At 51.8% G+C, this 17,993-nt stretch carries 12 protein-coding genes and 2 tRNA genes; 10 read left to right on the top strand and 4 right to left on the bottom strand.

The features are described from left to right. Nucleotides 1-2,026, top strand: a 2,026-nt coding sequence (locus HVE01_RS19935) for a BapA/Bap/LapF family large adhesin (RefSeq protein WP_213014764.1), incomplete at its 5' end; no start/stop codon positions are given. Nucleotides 2,027-2,180: 154 nt separating this feature from the next. Here the strand turns inward: HVE01_RS19935 and HVE01_RS19110 are convergent. Continuing rightward, a complete protein-coding gene (locus HVE01_RS19110) occupies nt 2,181-5,369 on the bottom strand; it encodes a UDP-N-acetylmuramoyl-tripeptide--D-alanyl-D-alanine ligase (protein ID WP_146945395.1) in 3,189 nt (1,062 codons plus the stop codon). A 216-nt stretch (nt 5,370-5,585) separates the two neighbouring features. On the opposite strand from HVE01_RS19110, the gene HVE01_RS19105 reads away from it, so the two are divergent. The 3 genes from HVE01_RS19105 to nadA all read left to right on the top strand — a co-directional run bounded on the left by HVE01_RS19105 (nt 5,586) and on the right by nadA (nt 7,114). Next, a tRNA-Lys gene (locus HVE01_RS19105) sits at nt 5,586-5,661 on the top strand. Between the two features lie 58 nt (nt 5,662-5,719). Then, nucleotides 5,720-5,795 (top strand) — tRNA-Lys (locus HVE01_RS19100). A 290-nt stretch (nt 5,796-6,085) separates the two neighbouring features. Next, entirely contained in the window at nt 6,086-7,114 is a 1,029-nt protein-coding gene (gene nadA, locus HVE01_RS19095; RefSeq protein WP_146945394.1) for a quinolinate synthase NadA, read from the top strand. 70 nt (nt 7,115-7,184) lie between these two features. On the opposite strand, the gene HVE01_RS19090 is transcribed toward nadA, so the two are convergent. Continuing rightward, the gene (locus HVE01_RS19090) at nt 7,185-8,645 is read right to left on the bottom strand and encodes a M48 family metalloprotease (RefSeq protein ID WP_146945393.1); all 1,461 of its coding nucleotides are present in this window, start codon (nt 8,643-8,645) and stop codon (nt 7,185-7,187) included. Between the two features lie 183 nt (nt 8,646-8,828). Here HVE01_RS19090 and HVE01_RS19085 point away from each other — a divergent pair, with 183 nt between their 5' ends. Next, nucleotides 8,829-9,107, top strand: a complete 279-nt coding sequence (locus tag HVE01_RS19085; RefSeq protein ID WP_125751311.1) for a sulfurtransferase TusA family protein — start codon at nt 8,829-8,831, stop codon at nt 9,105-9,107. Next, nucleotides 9,104-10,201 carry an AI-2E family transporter gene (locus HVE01_RS19080; RefSeq protein ID WP_146945392.1) on the top strand — a complete coding sequence of 366 codons (1,098 nt, stop codon included), beginning with the start codon at nt 9,104-9,106 and terminating at the stop codon, nt 10,199-10,201. Before HVE01_RS19085 ends, HVE01_RS19080 begins: the two co-directional genes overlap by 4 nt. Before the next feature lie 109 nt (nt 10,202-10,310). Here the strand turns inward: HVE01_RS19080 and HVE01_RS19075 are convergent, their stop codons facing one another. Next, entirely contained in the window at nt 10,311-10,784 is a 474-nt protein-coding gene (locus HVE01_RS19075) for a peroxiredoxin (protein WP_146945391.1), read from the bottom strand. A 453-nt stretch (nt 10,785-11,237) separates the two neighbouring features. On the opposite strand from HVE01_RS19075, the gene dapA reads away from it, so the two are divergent. The 3 genes from dapA to purC all read left to right on the top strand — a co-directional run bounded on the left by dapA (nt 11,238) and on the right by purC (nt 13,945). Continuing rightward, complete coding sequence (gene dapA, locus HVE01_RS19070; RefSeq protein ID WP_089039768.1) at nt 11,238-12,122, top strand: 4-hydroxy-tetrahydrodipicolinate synthase; 885 nt, start codon at nt 11,238-11,240, stop codon at nt 12,120-12,122. A gap of 79 nt (nt 12,123-12,201) precedes the next feature. Then, nucleotides 12,202-13,200 carry an outer membrane protein assembly factor BamC gene (locus tag HVE01_RS19065; RefSeq protein ID WP_146945390.1) on the top strand — a complete coding sequence of 333 codons (999 nt, stop codon included), beginning with the start codon at nt 12,202-12,204 and terminating at the stop codon, nt 13,198-13,200. Nucleotides 13,201-13,231: 31 nt separating this feature from the next. Further along, the gene (gene purC, locus HVE01_RS19060; RefSeq protein WP_146945389.1) at nt 13,232-13,945 is read left to right on the top strand and encodes a phosphoribosylaminoimidazolesuccinocarboxamide synthase; all 714 of its coding nucleotides are present in this window, start codon (nt 13,232-13,234) and stop codon (nt 13,943-13,945) included. Between the two features lie 99 nt (nt 13,946-14,044). On the opposite strand, the gene HVE01_RS19055 is transcribed toward purC, so the two are convergent. Beyond that, nucleotides 14,045-14,809: a response regulator transcription factor gene (locus HVE01_RS19055; RefSeq protein WP_146945388.1), complete on the bottom strand. Its 765-nt coding sequence runs from the start codon at nt 14,807-14,809 to the stop codon at nt 14,045-14,047. A 724-nt stretch (nt 14,810-15,533) separates the two neighbouring features. Between HVE01_RS19055 and HVE01_RS19050 the strand changes: the two genes are divergently transcribed. Continuing rightward, the coding region (locus HVE01_RS19050) for an ESPR-type extended signal peptide-containing protein (RefSeq protein ID WP_213014763.1) at nt 15,534-17,993 on the top strand (2,460 nt) is incomplete at its 3' end.

Here is a 17,993-nt window from a genome sequence, read left to right as displayed (position 1 = left end):
TGCAGATGCAGATGCAGATGCAGATGCAGATGCAGATGCAGATGCAGATGCAGATGCAGATGCAGATGCAGATGCAGATGCAGATGCAGACGCCGACGCCGACGCCGACGCAGACGCAGACGCAGACGCAGACGCTGACGCTGACGCTGACGCTGACGCTGACGCTGATGCTGATGCTGATGCTGATGCAGACGCCGACGCCGACGCCGACGCCGACGCAGATGCCGACGCCGATGCAGATGCAGACGCAGATGCCGAGGTTGTAGCCTTCAATGATTTGGCTACTGCCGGCGTTGGGATCGTTCCTGTCTCGGAGAGCCGTTCGGATTCTGGTACCGACACCGTGCTGGTGACCATCGGTCAGGTAACAAATACCTACGAGTTCACAGTTCCTGAAGGGTCACTGACCGATGTTAGCTTCACCGCCGATGTGGGCGGGCTGTTGGCAGTGCTGGATAACACCTTCGTTGACCTGGAGGTCTTCGAGAACGGTGACTGGGTATCACTAGAAGATTCTTCCAGCAGCGGCCTGCTTGATCTAGTGGGAATATTCGGCGAGGACGCACAGGTTGAGGCGTCTGGTCTGGAGGCTGGTAACTACCGGGTGATCTACGGTGGCGGCAGTTTGGTGGGGGTTTCGACCAGTGTCGCTTGGTCTGCGCAGTTCACCGATAACAGCTTAACCGATTTCGAAGGTATCGCTGGCGATCCGATCACGGGGAACGTGATCACCGACCCGAGCTTCGTCGAAGGCGAGCAAGACCAGTTGGGTGTAGCTGACCTTGCGGAAGTGTACATCCAGGTCGCTGGCACCTTTGTTGAGGCAGGTGCTGGAACGGTGGTCGAAGGTGAGTATGGTACGTTGACCATTGATACTGATGGCAACTACTCCTACGTACCGAATGTGGCCGTCGAGAGCATTGGCTTGGTTGAAATCTTCGCCTACCAGTTGGTACATCCGGATAGTTCTACCGATACAGCGAATCTGTATATCCGTATCGATAGCGAGGATGCCGACCTGATCTGGGACGATAACAGCCCATCAGCTCCAGCGACGGTCATGATGGCGAACGACAACATCGATGCAGGGCAGGTTGATGTCGTTAACGTGGTGACTACCACCACGGCAGAGGAAGCCATCGACTATAGCTGGCTTCTTGGAGTAGGCGGTATTGTGCTTGGTCCAACAGAAGGCAGCACGGCGTTCTCGCTGGCTGAGGATACGCTCACCGATCTCACTATCAACATTGATGTGGGGAGCTTAGTGTCTCTGCTCGACTCTGTCGACTTCCAGCTCTACAAGCTGGAGGGGGATGGTAGCGAAACGCTGATCATGGATATGGACCAAGCGAGCTTGCTCGATCTGATCGGTATTTTCCCAACCAGCCTGGAAATTCCCGTCGAAGGGCTCGAAGCCGGCAATTACCGTTTGGATGTCTCCAATGGTGGTGTAGTAAGTCTCCCTGGTGGAGTCACCGTCGACTTAACCTACGAGACGACCGACCTGACTGAGTTCACTGCAGGCGAGGTATTCGAGAGCATGGGCAATGTCATCGCCGATGACAACCTTGGTTCTGAGTACACCACGCTGAGTGTAATGAACGAGCTAGGTGAATTCGTTATGCCGGGGCATGGCGGTGTGGTTGTCGAGGGCGAATATGGTGTGTTGACCATCATGTCCAACGGCGATTACAGCTACGTGCCGAATGCCGAGATGGTGAATATTGGTGAAACCGAGGTCTTCACTTACCAGTTGGCCCATCCGAATGGCACGACCGACGAAGCAACCTTGTCGATCGATGTTGAGCAATACGAGCCACTAGCACCGCTGAGTACCTTCAGCCTTAGCGATATGGACTTTGGTGATGGCAGCGAAGAGCTGGTATTCCCTGAATCTGAGGATAGTAACGAAGAGGAGGAGCAGGTAACGAGTGGTACTGATGGCGTTGAGGAGATGGCAATGGGTGATTTCTCTGAGCCGCAGAACCCGCTTGACGACGAGTTTGATCAGACGCTTATGGTCTGATGGGGAGTCTAATAGTGGAATCACTGCAAAACAACGCCGGGCCTTCGGGCCCGGCGTTGTTTTGCAGTTAATTGAAATTATCCATGAGACAATCAACAGCCTTTAACATTAGGCCGTTATGGGCTGCGTCGCTACGCACGGTATTTGGCCATGATTAGTCCTGTTCGCTTTCCAGCCAGGCAACGATTTTATGCATGGCTGTGCTGTTCGAGCCTTTTACGAGTACACCGTCGCCATCGTTGAAGGTATCTGCCAGTACCGTTTTTAATGCCTCAATAGACGCCACGTGGGCGCCTTGCTGCGCAGTAGGCAAACGCTCCCAAAATGTTCGGTAATGGGGGCCAACGACATACAGTGTGTCGATTTTAGCGCGCTCGACAGCCTCTAAAAGTGCTGTGTGGTAGTGCTCGGCTGATGGTCCCAGGTCTTCCATTTGCCCCAGAATGGCAATTCGTTGTCCTTCAACAGTGAGGTGTCCTAGCCGATCCAGTGCTGCGGCCATTGAGCCTGGATTGGCATTGTAGGCATCATTGATTAGCGTAAACTGGCGACCCTTAAAACGAATCAGTTTTTCCTCTCCACGGCCGGGCAGTGGCCGGAATGTTTTTAAGCGTTCTAGTATTGGTGCTAACGGATAGTCCAATGCCGTAGTGACGGCTATTACTGCAAGGCTGTTCAAGGCCATATGGTGGCCCGCTGCTCCAATTTTCATGTTCTCCTGTGGGCCGCCGTAACGTGACAATGTGGCAACCTGTGTTGCGTTGTCATAGCTAATCAGTCGTATGTCACTCTGCTCGTGTTCGCCGAACAATATGACGCGTTGCTTGTTCTTAATGGCGGCCGAATAGACCATTTCAAACTCGAGCATATCTCGGTTGATCACAGCGACCCCTCCCGGTGACATACCCTCGAAAATGGCGCTTTTGACACGAGCAATATCAGTCACTGTGTGTGAACTACCTATATGCGCCGGATGGACGTTGAGGAAAACAGCAACATGTGGCCGGGCCATTCTGGAACTAGTAGGCATTCTGCCGACGGCCATCTCTAGTACTAAGTGTGGCACATCCCATCCTGCTGACGTCAGGTTCCAGGCAATGCCATGCGGTAAATTGGCATTGTGCGCACTGGCATAAACGTCACCTTGGGTTGCTAAAACATGTGACAGCATGGCCACGGCTGTTGTTTTACCCGAACTTCCAGTCACTCCGACAACAACACCGCTCAGCTGATTTCGAGCATAGCGACCAAGGGCTAAAATTGCCTCTCCGCTGTTATCGACCTCAAGTATTGGGAGTTCGGTGCTTTCTAGCGCCGTCGCGGATGATGAGGATGAACTCACCATGATACCCGCTGGTGTTGGTAAGGTGCTCACGCGACTTGGCAGTACGCCGACCTTTTCACCTTCGCCTCTCACAACCACGAGGTCGCCACCGCAAACGCTCGGAGCGAAATACTTAACTCCCTTTGCAAACCACTCATGTGTAGGCCGTCGAAGCCAGCGCCCACCGGTCGCTGTTTCTAAGTGATGGGTATTCCAAACGCGGTCGTTGATAACGGGAGAAGGGGCTAAGGGCGCCTTTAGGTAGTGGTTCAAGAACGCAACATACCCTGATAAGTAGTGCTCCACATCATCGATGCGTACGCGGAAACTGTGATGGCGAATAAAGAAGCTACCCATGATACGTTGGGGGTTCTGAAAGTAGATAGCGAATTCCGGCCAGAAGAACCCATTGAGCAGGTAGTGTGCCCGTGTTTCTAAGGCGCGGTAGAACATTTTTAAATCGATCTGTTCCAGCAGGTGTCGGTGTTGGTCGCTGGCTTTTAAGCGTGTAATCATTTTGTGGGCTGCCATCATCAACTCAAGCAGCGTTGGGAAGGTAGTGATACGCCCAATGACGAAGCCAAGATACCCAGCAACGTTTTTGATGCCAAATTGGTAGTAACGCTCTTCCGGTCGGTAAAGCGTTAATTCATTGACGCAGTAGCTAAGCCAATGGTCATGGATTTTCCAATGCTCTTTCTCGATGAAATACTCAAACGCCTTTTCAACCGTGTTCAACCAGCGCTCATCTTTAGTAAGGCCGTATAGGCGCATTAGGCCGAAAGCGGCCTCGCCATCGTAATATATGATGCGAAACTCTTCTTTTATGCTGAGATCGTCGGCATTTAAAACGTGATTGAACTGGCCAGTGGCCTGGTGCTGCATGTGCTGTATGCCAAGCGCTAGCTGCTCCATAAGTGGCAAGTATTGCTGGTCATTAGTAAGCTCTGTGTACTTAACAAGGGCAAGCAAGCACACCGCGTTGCCGCCGAGCTTTATTTCGTTATTGCTGTCTTGTAAGTAAGCAAGGGTTTCCCTCGATGGTAAGCTATATTGGCGAATTAGCGTGCTAGTTAAGTGTTTGATAGAGCGGTCTATCGCAGATTTTAACTCGCTGCTTTGGGTGACTTCCCATGCTTCAAGCATAGAGTACGTGGTACTGGTGTGGCGAAGCGTATTGTAAGCGTTGATATCTCTATCGAAGCAGGGGTGAATGCCATAAATAAAGCGGCCTGTTGCATCGACCTGTTCTGCTAGAAACTGGCTGGATTGCTGAATTAATGACGTTACCTGTACGGGGTCTAGCTTCTCGATAATCCGCCGCCCGGTATTGCGACCTTCTTGGCCACCGCTATAGCCGTGAAGCAGTTTATGCGGCTGGTCGGGTTGTACTAAGATGGCTTGGGTGGTGAACAGCAGGGCTTGATCTTGATGGGAGGGTAATGAGAAGTGCTTACCGTAACGCTTCACTCCATAGATGAGAAAATTTTTCTTGTTCAGTGCGGCCCTTGGCTGATTGCCCCCCAGGTACAGCATGGCGTTGGCATTGAGTTCTTGCTCAAGAAAGGCGTAGCGGAAGTTGGTATCTAAAGAGACGCCATAGCGGAAATAGTTGCGCTTTACGCTGTGTATCTCTTTTAGGCAGTCGGCCCATGGCATGGCCCGTGTTTCGGTTACCCAATCAATCCGAAGCCAGCGTACCTTGGGTGACTCTTTAAATTTTCGTTGTTGCCAGTCGGCGAGCTTTTTCCACACCTCGGCTAGATGTTTGCCTGAAAATTGCACCACGGTTGCGCGTTGCAAGCCATCCGTGAATGATAAAAATAGAGTAAGTGGTTTGCTGACAGGTAGGTGGGCCTTCGACAGCTCCGCTTCCAGTGGCGCTTTTGCCTGCACAATTAACTCTGAGAGTTTTTTTGCGGGATGCTCATTGATGAAGCTGCGTACCTGAGGCGGTTTGGCTTTGGGTTGGGCACTACGTGCGGAGGTAGGCTTTTTCACTGTCGATTGCTGGCGCATGCTGTGCTTCTCGTTGTTAACGTCGCGAAAACATGTGGGTATGGTGCGTTAACGCTTTATGTTTGGCTTAAATATCACATTTTAATTAGTGTGTGTCATTAGCATCGAAGAGTCGCAATTCATGCTTTTTCTGGATTAATTAGCTGTGTTGTAGATCCGCGTTAAAAGAACTTGCCAAGCATAGGGGGGATCTGTATTATATGCATCCGTTCGAGGGGGTCGTTAGCTCAGTTGGTAGAGCAGTTGACTTTTAATCAATTGGTCGTAGGTTCGAATCCTACACGACCCACCATTCGAACAGGTTTCAGGTTTATAGCGCCAAGTAATCAGCTAGGTGCGCAGCAAAATTTGGGTCGTTAGCTCAGTTGGTAGAGCAGTTGACTTTTAATCAATTGGTCGTAGGTTCGAATCCTACACGACCCACCAAATTTAACGCCCTTGGTAGCTTGCTGCCAGGGGCGTTTTGCTATGTCGGTGATAAGCCGTCCCAGCGCGCACTTAATGCTTGCGGCGGGCAACGATTTAACACCACAATAGTCTTGGTTATAGCTACCAATGATGTCACGGTAGCGCTGCCCGCACGAGTGGTGGGCAGAGCGACGAGTCACCGCGAGAGACGCAGCGACTTGTCGCATCGAGTGCGGCGTTTGCGGAGTGCACACGCCGTGACCGGTGTTTAACAGGGGGATTCCCTGTTCGTCACAGTGGTAGACACGATGACTATTATGACTACTCAAGCTGAGCTTGACGCTCCGCTCCCCAGCCCATATTGCCCCACCCGAATTCCTGCGGAAGATGAGGCTCGGGTAGCCGAAATCAAGCAGTTGCTAAACGCACATAATGCGGTGCTCGTTGCCCATTACTACACCGATGATGCCATTCAACAGTTGGCTGAAGAGACCGGTGGCTGTGTTGCTGACTCCCTTGAAATGGCGCGCTTTGGTGCGCGGCACGATGCAACAACGCTGGTAGTTGCAGGTGTACGCTTTATGGGAGAGACAGCGAAAATTCTATCACCAGAAAAACGCGTCTTAATGCCTACTCTGGAGGCGACCTGCTCGCTGGATATTGGCTGCCCCGCTGATGAGTTTAGCGCTTTTTGTGATGCCCACCCCGATCGTACCGTTGTGGTATACGCCAATACTTCAGCTGCCGTGAAAGCGCGCGCTGACTGGGTCGTCACTTCTTCGATTGCGGTCGACGTTATTGAGCACCTGCAAGCCAAAGGTGAAAAAATACTGTGGGCACCAGATAAGCATTTAGGCGGTTATATCCAGAAAAAAACCGGTGCAGATATGCTGATGTGGGACGGTGCCTGTATCGTTCACGAAGAGTTCAAGGCAAAGGGGATTGAAGACCTTAAGCGCCTTTATCCTGAAGCTGCTGTACTGGTCCACCCGGAGTCGCCCGATGCTGTGGTCAAATTGGCCGATGTGGCAGGTTCAACCTCTCAGTTGATCAAAGCCGCGCAGACGTTGCCCAATGAAAAATTGATCGTTGCTACTGATCGCGGCATTTTCTTTAAAATGCAGCAGGCGGTGCCCGATAAAGTACTTTTTGAGGCGCCCACTGGTGGTAACGGTGCCACCTGTCGCAGCTGTGCGCATTGCCCATGGATGGCGATGAATGCTCTGGATAACTTGGCTGGTGCGTTGCGCGACGGTAGCGGTGAGATTTTTGTTGATGACACGCTGCGTCTGCAGGCATTAAAACCATTAGAACGTATGCTGAGCTTTAATGCCTAGCGTATAAATGCCCCATAGCCGCCAGCAGCAGCCCGAATGCGTTCAGCATTCGGGCTGTTCGTTTGAAATCTCAAAATTGCTCTAGTGCCTCGCGATATTCAATGAACGCTTCCCTACGCTGTTCGATACGTGCCAGTGCCTGTTGATCATTCTCTTGCTGAGCAGCATCTTTGGCGATGCTCAACTGACGAATACCGCGGTCAATTCTGCCTGTTAGCTGTAAGTGTTCTGCTCGTGCTAAGTGTCCCCAGCCGTCATAACCGCTTCGGCCGGCCGCTTCGGCAAGAAGATTGAATCCTTGAGGAGCTTCAGGGTGCTGAGCAGTCATCTCGCGCAATAACTCATAGGCTGCTTGCGGGTCGCGCTGGAGCTGGGCTTCGGCTAGCACTAATTGAGCAGGTAAGTAGTTAGGCATAATGCGCAGCAGGCGCTGGCTACGCGTAATAGCCTCCTCATAGCGGTGTGCTTCTAGCGCAACGGTGGCGGCAGAAGCAGGTAGCATACCGTAGTCAGGTAGCTCACGGGCCAATTGATCAATGGTTCGCAGTGCGTTGTCTGTTTGGCCATTGCGAGCTGCAATTAGCGCTGAGAGATAGCGTTGCGCTTGCTCTTCGCTATCCTCTTGAGCAAGTCGAGATGCGGCTTGCTGCGGTGTGTTGTGGTAAATGCTCAGGAGTGCGCGGGCGCGCATCATGTCGTATAACGTGTCGCTGGTATAGGCGTCGGCAATATTTAGCTGCGATGCGCGTGCTTGAGCATCGCTTAAGCGGCTATCACTCACCGGGTGGGTAAGTAAGAACTCTGGTGGCGTGCCGCCCTGGAGCCGAGCCATCCGCTGCATAGCGCTGAACATCCGCACCATCGCATCTGGGTTGTATCCTGCGCTTGCCATTGCCTGTAGGCCAACCCGGTCGGCTTCTTGTTCAAAGCGCCGTGAATAGGACAGTTGATCTTGAATTAGTGCCGCTTGGGAACCCATTGCGGCGGCCATTCCCGCATCGCCGCCTCCGCTAGCGGCAATGAGCATGCCTGCTAGCATAGCGGCCATTGCAGGCAGTTGTGTCTGCTCCGCACGTGCACTGCCCCTGGCGTAGTGTCGTTGAGATAAGTGGCCCAGTTCGTGGGCGATGACCGACACAAAGGCTCCCTCATCTTCAGCGAGGGCGAATAGCCCTGAATTGATACCTATGACACCCCCTGGGACCGCGAAAGCATTGAGAGAGCTGTTATCAACCATCACGGTGGTTGTGCGAAGGTTGCCAAGCTGGCTGTGGGGGGCAAGGCGTGCAACTAGACTATCTAGGTAGTCATTGACGATAGGATCTTGCCACTGTGGTGCCTGGGCACGAAATTGGCGAAGCCAAGCGCGCCCCAGGCGGTACTCCTCGTTACTGACAGAGGTTGATGCGCCGCCTAGGCTAGGGAGCTGATAATCGTCGAAGCCAAGGCTGGGTGGGCTAACACTGGCGACGCTTAGCATGAGCGCTAGCGCGTAGGCTCGGCGAGAAAGTGCGAATCGAAGGTGCAGCATGGCATCCTCATGGTGTTCCTGATTTTCAAGTAATATACGCAGCAAACAGCGGTGTGACATTGATTCAGGCAGGTAAGTGCCGTTAAATCAAATTCTCAAGCGACCGTTTTAAAGAAATAGTTTATGTAACAATGCCGTATTCAAGTAAGTATGTTGATCAAGCAGGCATTTTGGGGAGAGGGTATGTCCGAGCACACAGAGTCCAGAACAAACGCTAGCATCAAGCCCGATATGGTGCTGGATGCTACCGGGTTGCACTGCCCGCTGCCATTATTAAAGGCCAAGCAGGCACTGGCAGGGTTGGCCCCTGGTCAATTACTTGAAGTAAGAGCAACTGACGCTGGTTCGTGGCGTGATATAGCATCGTTCACTGAGCTTAGTGATCATGTGCTAGAAGCGCGCGAACAGCATGGCGATATGTTCTATTTTTGGATACGTAAAGCAGGGGTGTCTCACTCATGACCATGCGCACTATTCTGAAAAGTTGGATTGATCGCTACTTTTCAGACGAAGAGGCGTTGATTCTTCTCTTGGTATTGGTAGCTGGTTTTGCAGCCATTATTTGGTTTGGCAGGATGCTGGCACCGTTCTTCACCGCGCTGGTGATAGCTTTTTTACTACAGGGCGTAGTGAGTGCCTTGACGCGACGCGGTGTGCCTCATTTGCTAGCGGTCATTGTTGTATTTGTGGCGTTTGTTAGCGTGTTGCTAACAATGGCCTTTATTTTGATGCCGCTGATATGGAATCAACTTGTCGGGCTTGTTCAGGAAACGCCGCGAATGTTTGCTAGCGGCCAGGGGTGGTTAGATGAACTTCAGGCTCGTTATCCTAATTTAATCACTCCCGATCAAATGCAGAGCTGGATCGGTGTTGCCAGCCGGGAAATTAGCCAGCTAGGACAGCGTGCACTAACGCTTTCACTGGCATCACTCGGCAATATTATGTCGTTGATTATTTACTTAGTGCTAGTGCCGATACTGGTATTCTTCATGCTGAAGGATCGCCAGTCTTTAGTAGGCTTTGCGCTATCGCTGCTACCGCAAAAGCGTTCGCTGCTAACGCGTATTTGGCATGAGATGGATCGTCAAATTGCCAATTATATTCGCGGTAAATCGATAGAGATTATTATCGTCGGTACGGTCGCCTTTTTTACCTTCGCTTTCTTTGGCTTGCCATACACCGCCCTGTTAGCAGTGCTGGTGGGTTTTTCTGTGCTCGTGCCATACATTGGCGCGGCAGTGGTCACCATCCCAGTGGCGGCTGTTGCCGGATTTCATTTTGGAATCAGTGAGCAGTTTGCTTATGTCGTTGTCGCTTACGGCGTTATTCAAGCACTTGATGGGAATGTGCTTGCACCGGTGCTGTTTTCAGAAACGAATAACATTCACCCGGTTTCCATTATTGTCGCGGTGCTGTTTTTTGGTGGTATCTGGGGGTTCTGGGGCGTTTTCTTTGCGATTCCCCTGGCCACCCTGCTAAAAGCGCTGGTTTATGCATGGCCAAGAGGAATGGCAGAGAGGGAAGGGGAAAAGCAACTGCCATTGACTGAACATTAGACGTCACCAGCTAACCGCAGTACACGCAGCGCGAACGGAAAGGTTGTCTGCGAATCAGCCGCAGCCCCTTCGCGCTGCACCCGTTAAGGAGACGGCGCTTTTGACCTTGTTAGCTGGCGTGCAGCGCTTCTGCCGCTGCTAGTACCTCATCAGCATGCCCTGGTACTTTAACGCCGCGCCACTCTTGAGCAAGCTTACCCTCGCTGTCGATTAGGAAGGTACTGCGCTCAATGCCAAGATGCTCTTTGCCGTACATCTTTTTAAGTTTGATAACGTCAAAAATCTGGCATACGGTTTCGTCCTTATCTGAGATAAGCTCGAAGTTAAAATCTTGCTTGGCTTTGAAGTTCTCCTGAGCACGGATACCATCTCTAGAAACGCCGATAATAACCGTATTGGCAGCATCGAATCGTGGCTTGCGGTCTCTAAAGTCTCCGCCTTCGGTAGTGCATCCTGGGGTGCTGGCTTTTGGATAAAAGTAGATAACCACCTGCTTGCCACGTAGCTCAGACAGTGTCACCGTCATATCGCTAGTGGCAGGGGCTGAAAAGTCAGGTACCGGGTGGTTGAGTGTTACAGACATGAAGAGCTCCTTTGCTAAGATCGTCTACTTAGTTGATTACACGCAAGTAACGCTATTATGTCAAAGCGTATAGGCGCCCAGGAATCAGTCAAGTGAGAAAACTCTTAGTGCTTTACGCTGTACAGGTTCGAGCCGCCTGAGTACCATTTGCTGTCTGTAGCCTCCCTTGGGACGACAACACAGTGCTCAAGGCATAAAATGGCAGTAGGCTAAATCGCCCCGGTATGCTCGTCCTGGTGGTCAGAGTACTTATAGAGAGTGCTTGTAGAGAGTACTTGAGTGTGTTCTTTAGCTCTTTAGTGCTTGTAGAAAGGTTCGTGTGAACAGGCTCGTATGGACAGGCTCGTGTGGACAAGCTCCTATAAATAGAGCCCTTATGGTCGAAGCTTCTCGATGTTCAATGAATATCGTCAGTAGCTTAATTTTATAATTTGGCAGGTGAGGAAAAAACGGATGATCACAGGCAGCATTGTCGCCCTGGCGACGCCGATGAAAGTCAATGGCGACATCGACTGGGAGGCGCTTCGTCGCCTGGTGAACTTCCACCTCGATAATGGCACTGATGCCATTGTTGCAGCAGGCACCACGGGTGAACCTACTACTATGACCTTTGCTGAGCACTTTGATGTGATCCGCAGCGTGGTAGAAGAGGTGAATGGCCGTATTCCAGTGATTGCAGGCACGGGAGCGAACGCCACATCAGAGGCGGTTGAGTTAGCACGCTACGCTAGCGAAGTCGGCGCAGATTACTGCCTATCGGTTTGCCCTTACTATAACAAGCCGACTCAGGAAGGCCTCTACCAACATTTCAAAGCAGTGGCTGAAGGAAGCAAACTGCCGGTAATTCTTTATAACGTTCCCGGCCGTACTTGCTCTGATCTGTATAATGAAACGGTAGTACGCCTAGCCGAGGTGAAGAATATTATCGGTTTGAAAGATGCTACCGGGAACCTTGAGCGTGCAGAGGATCTAATCACCCGCCTGAAGGGCAGTGATTTTATGCTTTACTCCGGCGACGATGCTACCGCCTGTGACTTTATGTTGATGGGCGGCCACGGTGATATCTCTGTGACTGCGAACGTAGCGCCTAAAGCAATGCATGAACTCTGTGCTGCAGCTGTGGCTGGTGATTCGGACAAGGCTCACCAAATTAATACGCGTTTGATGCCGCTACATACAAATCTGGGCATTGAAGCGAACCCGATTCCGGTTAAATGGGCACTGCATCGCATGGGATATATGGACGCAGGGATTCGTTTGCCGTTGACCTGGCTGTCGGAAAAGTACCACGCCACTGTCAGTGAAGCGCTGCAGCTGGCGGGCGTCGTAGAGGAGTAATTCGACGTAACCCCTTTGCTACTCGGCGTACTTTGTTGATGCGCCGAGTACTCGACCTGTTGACTGTAAAGGTGGCTTGATGAGCCCTGTTCTTGAAAAACGTTTGCTTGAAAAACGCGCGCTTAAATGGATACCGCTGGCTCTCGCAACGGCTGTCACGCTTGCAGGGTGCGCGCGCGATGACGGTTACTATCACGACCGCAACTTGGATTATACTGAAGCTACTCCAGCCCCCCCCTTAGTACTGCCGGAAACCCGCAATCCTCAGCGTTATCGTGATGCCATGCCGGTGCCCCAGGTGGCGCTCCAGGGCAGCCGTATTGATGAAGCGGCTGAGATTGCTCCCCCCCAGACGCTGACAATTGGCAGTGGTTTAGAGCCTGAATTTGTAGAGCGTCGTCAGGTCGGTGATCAGACTTGGTTGGTGGTCGCGGCAGATACGGGAGCTGTCTGGCCTCAGTTAGAAGCGTTCGCGAATAGTCGCCAGCTAGGTGTTCAGCAAAGCGATGCGAACCAAGGCGTCATAGTGACTTCTCAAGCCACGCTGAAGCTACAAAGCGCACTCAGGGCGGGCAGTAGCGAGGTGCGCTGTGAACAAGCAGGGCAAAGTGTGGATGTGTGTCTTGATGCCCTAGAACAGTACTTAGGCGCACGCAGTGCCACTGCTAGTGCATCTTCTTGGACTGCACAGCGACTCGCACAAGATCAGACGCTGCAAATGCGTCAGCAGGGCGACGAATGGGAAGTTGTGATTCCACAACCTATTGATCGTGTTTGGGCAGAGCTGGATCACTATCTTGAGCTCGACTTTAGTGTCGAAGGTCAGCGAGACCTATTAGCTACTTCAGCGGAAAACTATGAGTTCCTGGTTGAGTACATGACCGAGACTGAACGAGGTCGCAACCCTCTGCAAATTGTTTTCAGCCCCGATGTGCGTCGTATGTCGCAGCAAATTCGTCTTGCCCTTCAACCTAACGGCGACAAGACCATTCTGCGTGCGATAAATGCCAGTGAGCGTAGTTTTAGTGCTGATGATCAGCGCGAGCTGCTTGAGCGTGTCTCCGGCTACCTACGTTAATTTTTAATTTTTGAAATCTTTCGGAGCCCCTATGGAAAAGCGCCAAGAACTCTACGCTGGAAAAGCGAAATCCGTTTATACCACCGACGACCCTGATTTGTTGGTACTGCACTTTCGTGACGATACCAGTGCCTTTGATGGCAAAAAGAAAGAGTCACTGGCTCGTAAAGGTAAAGTAAACAACATCTTCAATGCTTTTATTATGCAGCGCCTTGAAGAAGCAGGGATTCCGACCCATTTTGAGAAGCAGCTTTCTGATACGGAGAGCCTCGTCAAGAAAATGGAGATGATTCCTGTTGAGTGTGTCGTGCGCAACATTGCGGCAGGCGGTCTAGTTAAGCGCCTGGGTGTGGAAGAGGGCATCAGTTTGAATCCACCCACCTTTGAACTGTTCTTAAAGAACGATGAAAAGGGTGACCCCATGATTAACGAGTCGCTAGCAGAAACCTTTGGTTGGGCAACCCCCGAGCAACTGGCGAAAATGAAGTCGCTTACTTTTCAAGTAAACCATGTGCTTAAGCAGCTTTTCGCCGAAGGCGGCATGTTGCTAGTCGATTACAAGCTTGAGTTTGGGGTCTTCAAAGGCAACATAATCCTCGGCGATGAATTCTCACCAGATGGGTGCCGCTTATGGGATGCCAATACGCGCGAAAAACTTGATAAAGACCGCTTCCGCCAGGGGTTGGGTGGTGTTATTGAAGCATATGAAGAAGTCGCACGACGGATCGGTATTCATATTGACTAATCGAGTCGATAGCGTTCAATCTTATTGACGATGCGGGCGTCGTGAAAACCCGCTTCAGAAGCTAGGCTCTGAAGCGGTTTTTTTCTGTCATTGTTTTGACTATTCGGCCTTATAGTTGGAGGGGGAATCGCCAGTAGACTCATCCGCTATTTCATCAAGCGCCTGTAATCGGTAGCCATAGCCATAGACCGAAACAAGGTTCCAACCAAATTCCGACGTTAGACTAAGCTTTTTGCGCACTCGGTGAATATGGACGTCGAGCGTACGGGTGCCAGGCGGATCACTTTTACCCCACACATATTCATATAGGTAGGAGCGTGAAAGCGGGCTGCCTAACTGGTTTAGCAGCATAAAGGCTAAGCGAAACTCCTGCCTCGTCAACGGTACCTCTGCTCCGTCCACGTAGGCTGTTTCACTATTGGTATTAAGCTTAATGCGACCAAACTCTAGCGTTTGCTGCTGTGCAACACTGGGTGTGCGCAGCGAGTGGCGACGAGTTGACGCATAGGCCCTTGCGGCCAGTTCGCGTGGCCTAAAAGGCTTACTGATAAAGTCATCAGCTCCCGCGTTTAAGGCCTGAATGATATCGCTTTCCTCCTGCCTCAGGGTCACCATCAGGACTGCGGGAATAATTTGTAGATAGGTTTTCATCCAATTCAGTAGCGCAATACCGGTGCCGTCAGGCAAGTGCCAATCAAGTATGACTAGATCGAACGTATTGCGGCTAGCATTATGAATAAATGCCTTACTGTTCTCGAATGAGTAGATGTTTGCCTCTATGCCTCGCTCGGCGAAGCCATCCATAAGCGCTTTTTCAATGCGCTCTGACACCACCTTCTCATCCTCTACTACTGCAATGCGCATAGGCTGTATCCAGGTCAGGTCTCGTCAGTGAAAGTAAGCATTATAAGTTGCAAATATGTTCCTAGGCCTAAGCATAGTGTCGAAGTGCCATAGTTAGATACTTGCCCTGAAATATGAGCTTTGCAAGTAGAAAAGCTCGTTAAGTGCTTGCCAAGTAGTGCTTAGTATCCCCGCCCCCTTCTCTACAGATGCAGTCGCAGCGGTTTGATCAGCACTAATCGTGCTCGAACTACGTTGCAGGCCAGCCACATCCCAGAATACGCATGTCCGCTGAAATGTAAATTGATGTGCTCAGTTGAAAGCTGGATTTAGTTAGTAGTGGGTTTTCTATACTTGATCCATTTTTATGAAGTTAATTAGTAAGTGCTTACTCCCTTACTTAGCTTAGGTATCCGAAGACTCTTGAGGCAAGAAGCATTTCTCTGTCTTAGAACTCGCTAAAAGAGCTTAAAAAAAGCTCACTAACTAGACTGTTAATCTTAATTCATATTGTGGAGAAGGGGAGGGGCTTGTGCTAGCTTCAATGTTAATAAATATTTCAAGCGCGGGTGTGGCTTCCATAAGCTAAATAAAATATCCAAAAAGCCTTGTGAATCTGCAAGCGAAAACTCGTTTTAGAAGCCTAGCTAGTAGAGTGAGCCCAGTAATGTGCTCCTGACCTGTCGCCCAAGAAACTAGCAAAAACTAGTCACAATAATCCTGAAAATCTGATGGGAGCATGGGAATGAATAACGTATTTCGCTTAGTTTGGAATCGGTCTCTTGGACGTCTAGTGGTGGCATCGGAAGCAGCTCTTAGTCATCGTAAGGCAGGGGCTGGTCATCAAGTTGGGCAGGTGGCCGAACCCGCAACAATTCAATCACCTAGCAAATACTTTCTTCGGCCAGTTACATTAGGCGTCGTTTTTGCATTTGTGGCAATGCTTTCTCCATTGGGAAGCCCCGATGCTGAAGCGCGAAAATTTGCTTCAGACGGTGGTAGCTGTGTATCTGGAGCGGCAGGCTCAGTGGTCGGCACGATAGCGACCCCAAATACCAGCGCAGACCCCGTCGATGGAAGTGGTACTTACTCGCTCGTTGCAGGTTGTGATGCCAGTGGTAATAACCAGTTGGCAGCTACAGTCTATGGTGCTTTTAGTCAAGTTACCGGAAAAGGTGGGGCCGCCCTCGGCTTTAATACGAGTGCAGCGCAATGGGCGACAGCCATTGGTGTTGAGGCGCGCGCAACTGGCAACTCAGCCATTGCTCTGGGGTTTGGTGGTCAAGCCACCCAGCTTAACGCTATTGCGATTGGTAGTGCTGGCGGAAACGGCACGACCCCGCTGTCGCTAGCGAACTCCACTACCGCTTCCGGTCAGCACTCTATTGCCATTGGTAGTAATAATGTACGTGGCGCTCAGGCGACGGATCTGAACGCTATCGCCATCGGTGGCGAAGCCTCGGCCAACACTCAGTCCAGTGTGGCTATTGGTCAAGGGGCGAATGTTAGTGGTGGGGGAGTCGGGGGCGTGGCTGTGGGCTCCCTGGCTGTGGCATCAACGTCCATCAGTACTGCATTGGGGGCCGGTGCCCAGGCTCAAGGAGACAATTCCATCTCAATTGGTGCCAACAGAGGGACCCCGTCAGTGGCTTCCGCAGATGGTGCTCAGGCCATCGGCAATCTGACGAATGCCTCAGGTGTGGCGTCCATGGCCTATGGTCGTGAATCGATCGCCTCGGGCAGTGGCGCAATTGCCATGGGGCAGAGTGCCCAGGCCAATGCCGATGGTGCCGTCGCGATTGGCGGTTCTACAGAAGGTTTCAATGGCACGGGAGCGGCCCAGGCGAACGGCTTGCTATCGGTGGCATTGGGTAATCAAAGCCTAGCGCAGGGAGACAATACACTGGCACTGGGTGTAGCAGCAACGGCTAGTGAAGTCGATGCCATTGCGATGGGGACTGGTGCCGAAGCATCAGCTACTAATGCTATTGCAATTGGTAAAGACAGTACAGCATCGGGCGTCGACACCGGCGCTATCGGCCGTGGCGCGATTGCCACTGGTTCCTGGGCGGTAGGTACAGATGCTAATGCTAGCAATGGTGGTCAAGCTTTTGGTGAGTTCAGTACTGCCAGTGGTAACAATGCATCTGCTTATGGCCAAAGTGCAACAGCCTCAGGTGACAATTCCAGTGCCTTAGGCACCAACGCAAGCGCTCAAGGTAGCAACGCTATTGCGGTGGGGGCTAATGCCCGAGCCAACCCCAATACATCTGATACACATAGTATAGCGATTGGTGACTCCTCAACTGCCTGGGGGCAGGGTGTCGCTTTGGGCGTGCAGGCCACTGTAGATCAGTCGACCAACGACATTGACGGCGCTGGCATAGCGATTGGCGCAAAATCAAATGTTGTTGACGGGTCTTATGCAGGTACAGCGATAGGGGTTCAGGCTGGTGTTACGGGTGGGGTGGATGCCTTGGCGATAGGGTCGCGTGCTAGCGCTTCTGCTAATGAGGTAGTGGCTATCGGGGCTGACTCGAGCGCTACCACGGAGGGCGGTGTTGCGCTAGGTAGCGATTCGGTGGCGAATACCGCCGCAGGCGTGGCGGGTTATATTCCCTTTGGTGCAACGGCAGCAGATGCAGCCAATATCAATGGTACGGTAGCGACTCGTGCGGCAGTTGATATTGGTAGTCGTCAGATTACCAGTGTTGCAGCTGGAACTCAGCTAGATGATGCGGTCAACGTCAGTCAGCTAATTGCTGCTCAGTCAAAAGTCGAGGCAGGCACCAATGTGACGGATGTCGCCGTCACAGAGAATGCCGACGGTGGTACTACCTACACCGTCAATGCTAACGGCGCGAGCGTTAGCGCTGGCTCTGGCTCGGTGGATGTGACTGCCGCTGCCCCTGACGCCAACAACGTCACCGACTACGCGGTGGATCTCAGCCAAGCCAGCAAAGACAGCCTAACGTTGGCTGACTCCGCGTTACAAACCGTGGTCACTCAGATCGACGGCACCGACGTTAAAACCCTCGACCAGAACGATAACGTGGCTAACTTTATCAGCGGCCAAAATATTGAGCTGAGCGACGACAATGGCGCGATTGAAATTGCCACCCTAGATAACGTCACCTTCACAGACGTGCAAACCAACACCCTGACGGCAGGTCCGGTCAGTATCGATGCCACTGGTATCGATGCT

The organism is Vreelandella venusta (assembly GCF_007989605.1).
Classification (GTDB): domain Bacteria; phylum Pseudomonadota; class Gammaproteobacteria; order Pseudomonadales; family Halomonadaceae; genus Vreelandella; species Vreelandella venusta.
Note: the sequence above shows the minus strand (reverse complement) of the source record. Positions and strands in the feature narration are given on the sequence as shown.

What these genes read in the sequence shown, in the direction of transcription:
- HVE01_RS19110 (WP_146945395.1), bottom strand. Translation starts at nt 5,369, where the DNA reads ATGCGCCAGCAATCGACAGTGAAAAAGCCTACCTCCGCACGTAGTGCC.
- nadA (WP_146945394.1), top strand. Translation starts at nt 6,086, where the DNA reads ATGACTATTATGACTACTCAAGCTGAGCTTGACGCTCCGCTCCCCAGC.
- HVE01_RS19090 (WP_146945393.1), bottom strand. Translation starts at nt 8,645, where the DNA reads ATGCTGCACCTTCGATTCGCACTTTCTCGCCGAGCCTACGCGCTAGCG.
- HVE01_RS19085 (WP_125751311.1), top strand. Translation starts at nt 8,829, where the DNA reads ATGTCCGAGCACACAGAGTCCAGAACAAACGCTAGCATCAAGCCCGAT.
- HVE01_RS19080 (WP_146945392.1), top strand. Translation starts at nt 9,104, where the DNA reads ATGACCATGCGCACTATTCTGAAAAGTTGGATTGATCGCTACTTTTCA.
- HVE01_RS19075 (WP_146945391.1), bottom strand. Translation starts at nt 10,784, where the DNA reads ATGTCTGTAACACTCAACCACCCGGTACCTGACTTTTCAGCCCCTGCC.
- dapA (WP_089039768.1), top strand. Translation starts at nt 11,238, where the DNA reads ATGATCACAGGCAGCATTGTCGCCCTGGCGACGCCGATGAAAGTCAAT.
- HVE01_RS19065 (WP_146945390.1), top strand. Translation starts at nt 12,202, where the DNA reads ATGAGCCCTGTTCTTGAAAAACGTTTGCTTGAAAAACGCGCGCTTAAA.
- purC (WP_146945389.1), top strand. Translation starts at nt 13,232, where the DNA reads ATGGAAAAGCGCCAAGAACTCTACGCTGGAAAAGCGAAATCCGTTTAT.
- HVE01_RS19055 (WP_146945388.1), bottom strand. Translation starts at nt 14,809, where the DNA reads ATGCGCATTGCAGTAGTAGAGGATGAGAAGGTGGTGTCAGAGCGCATT.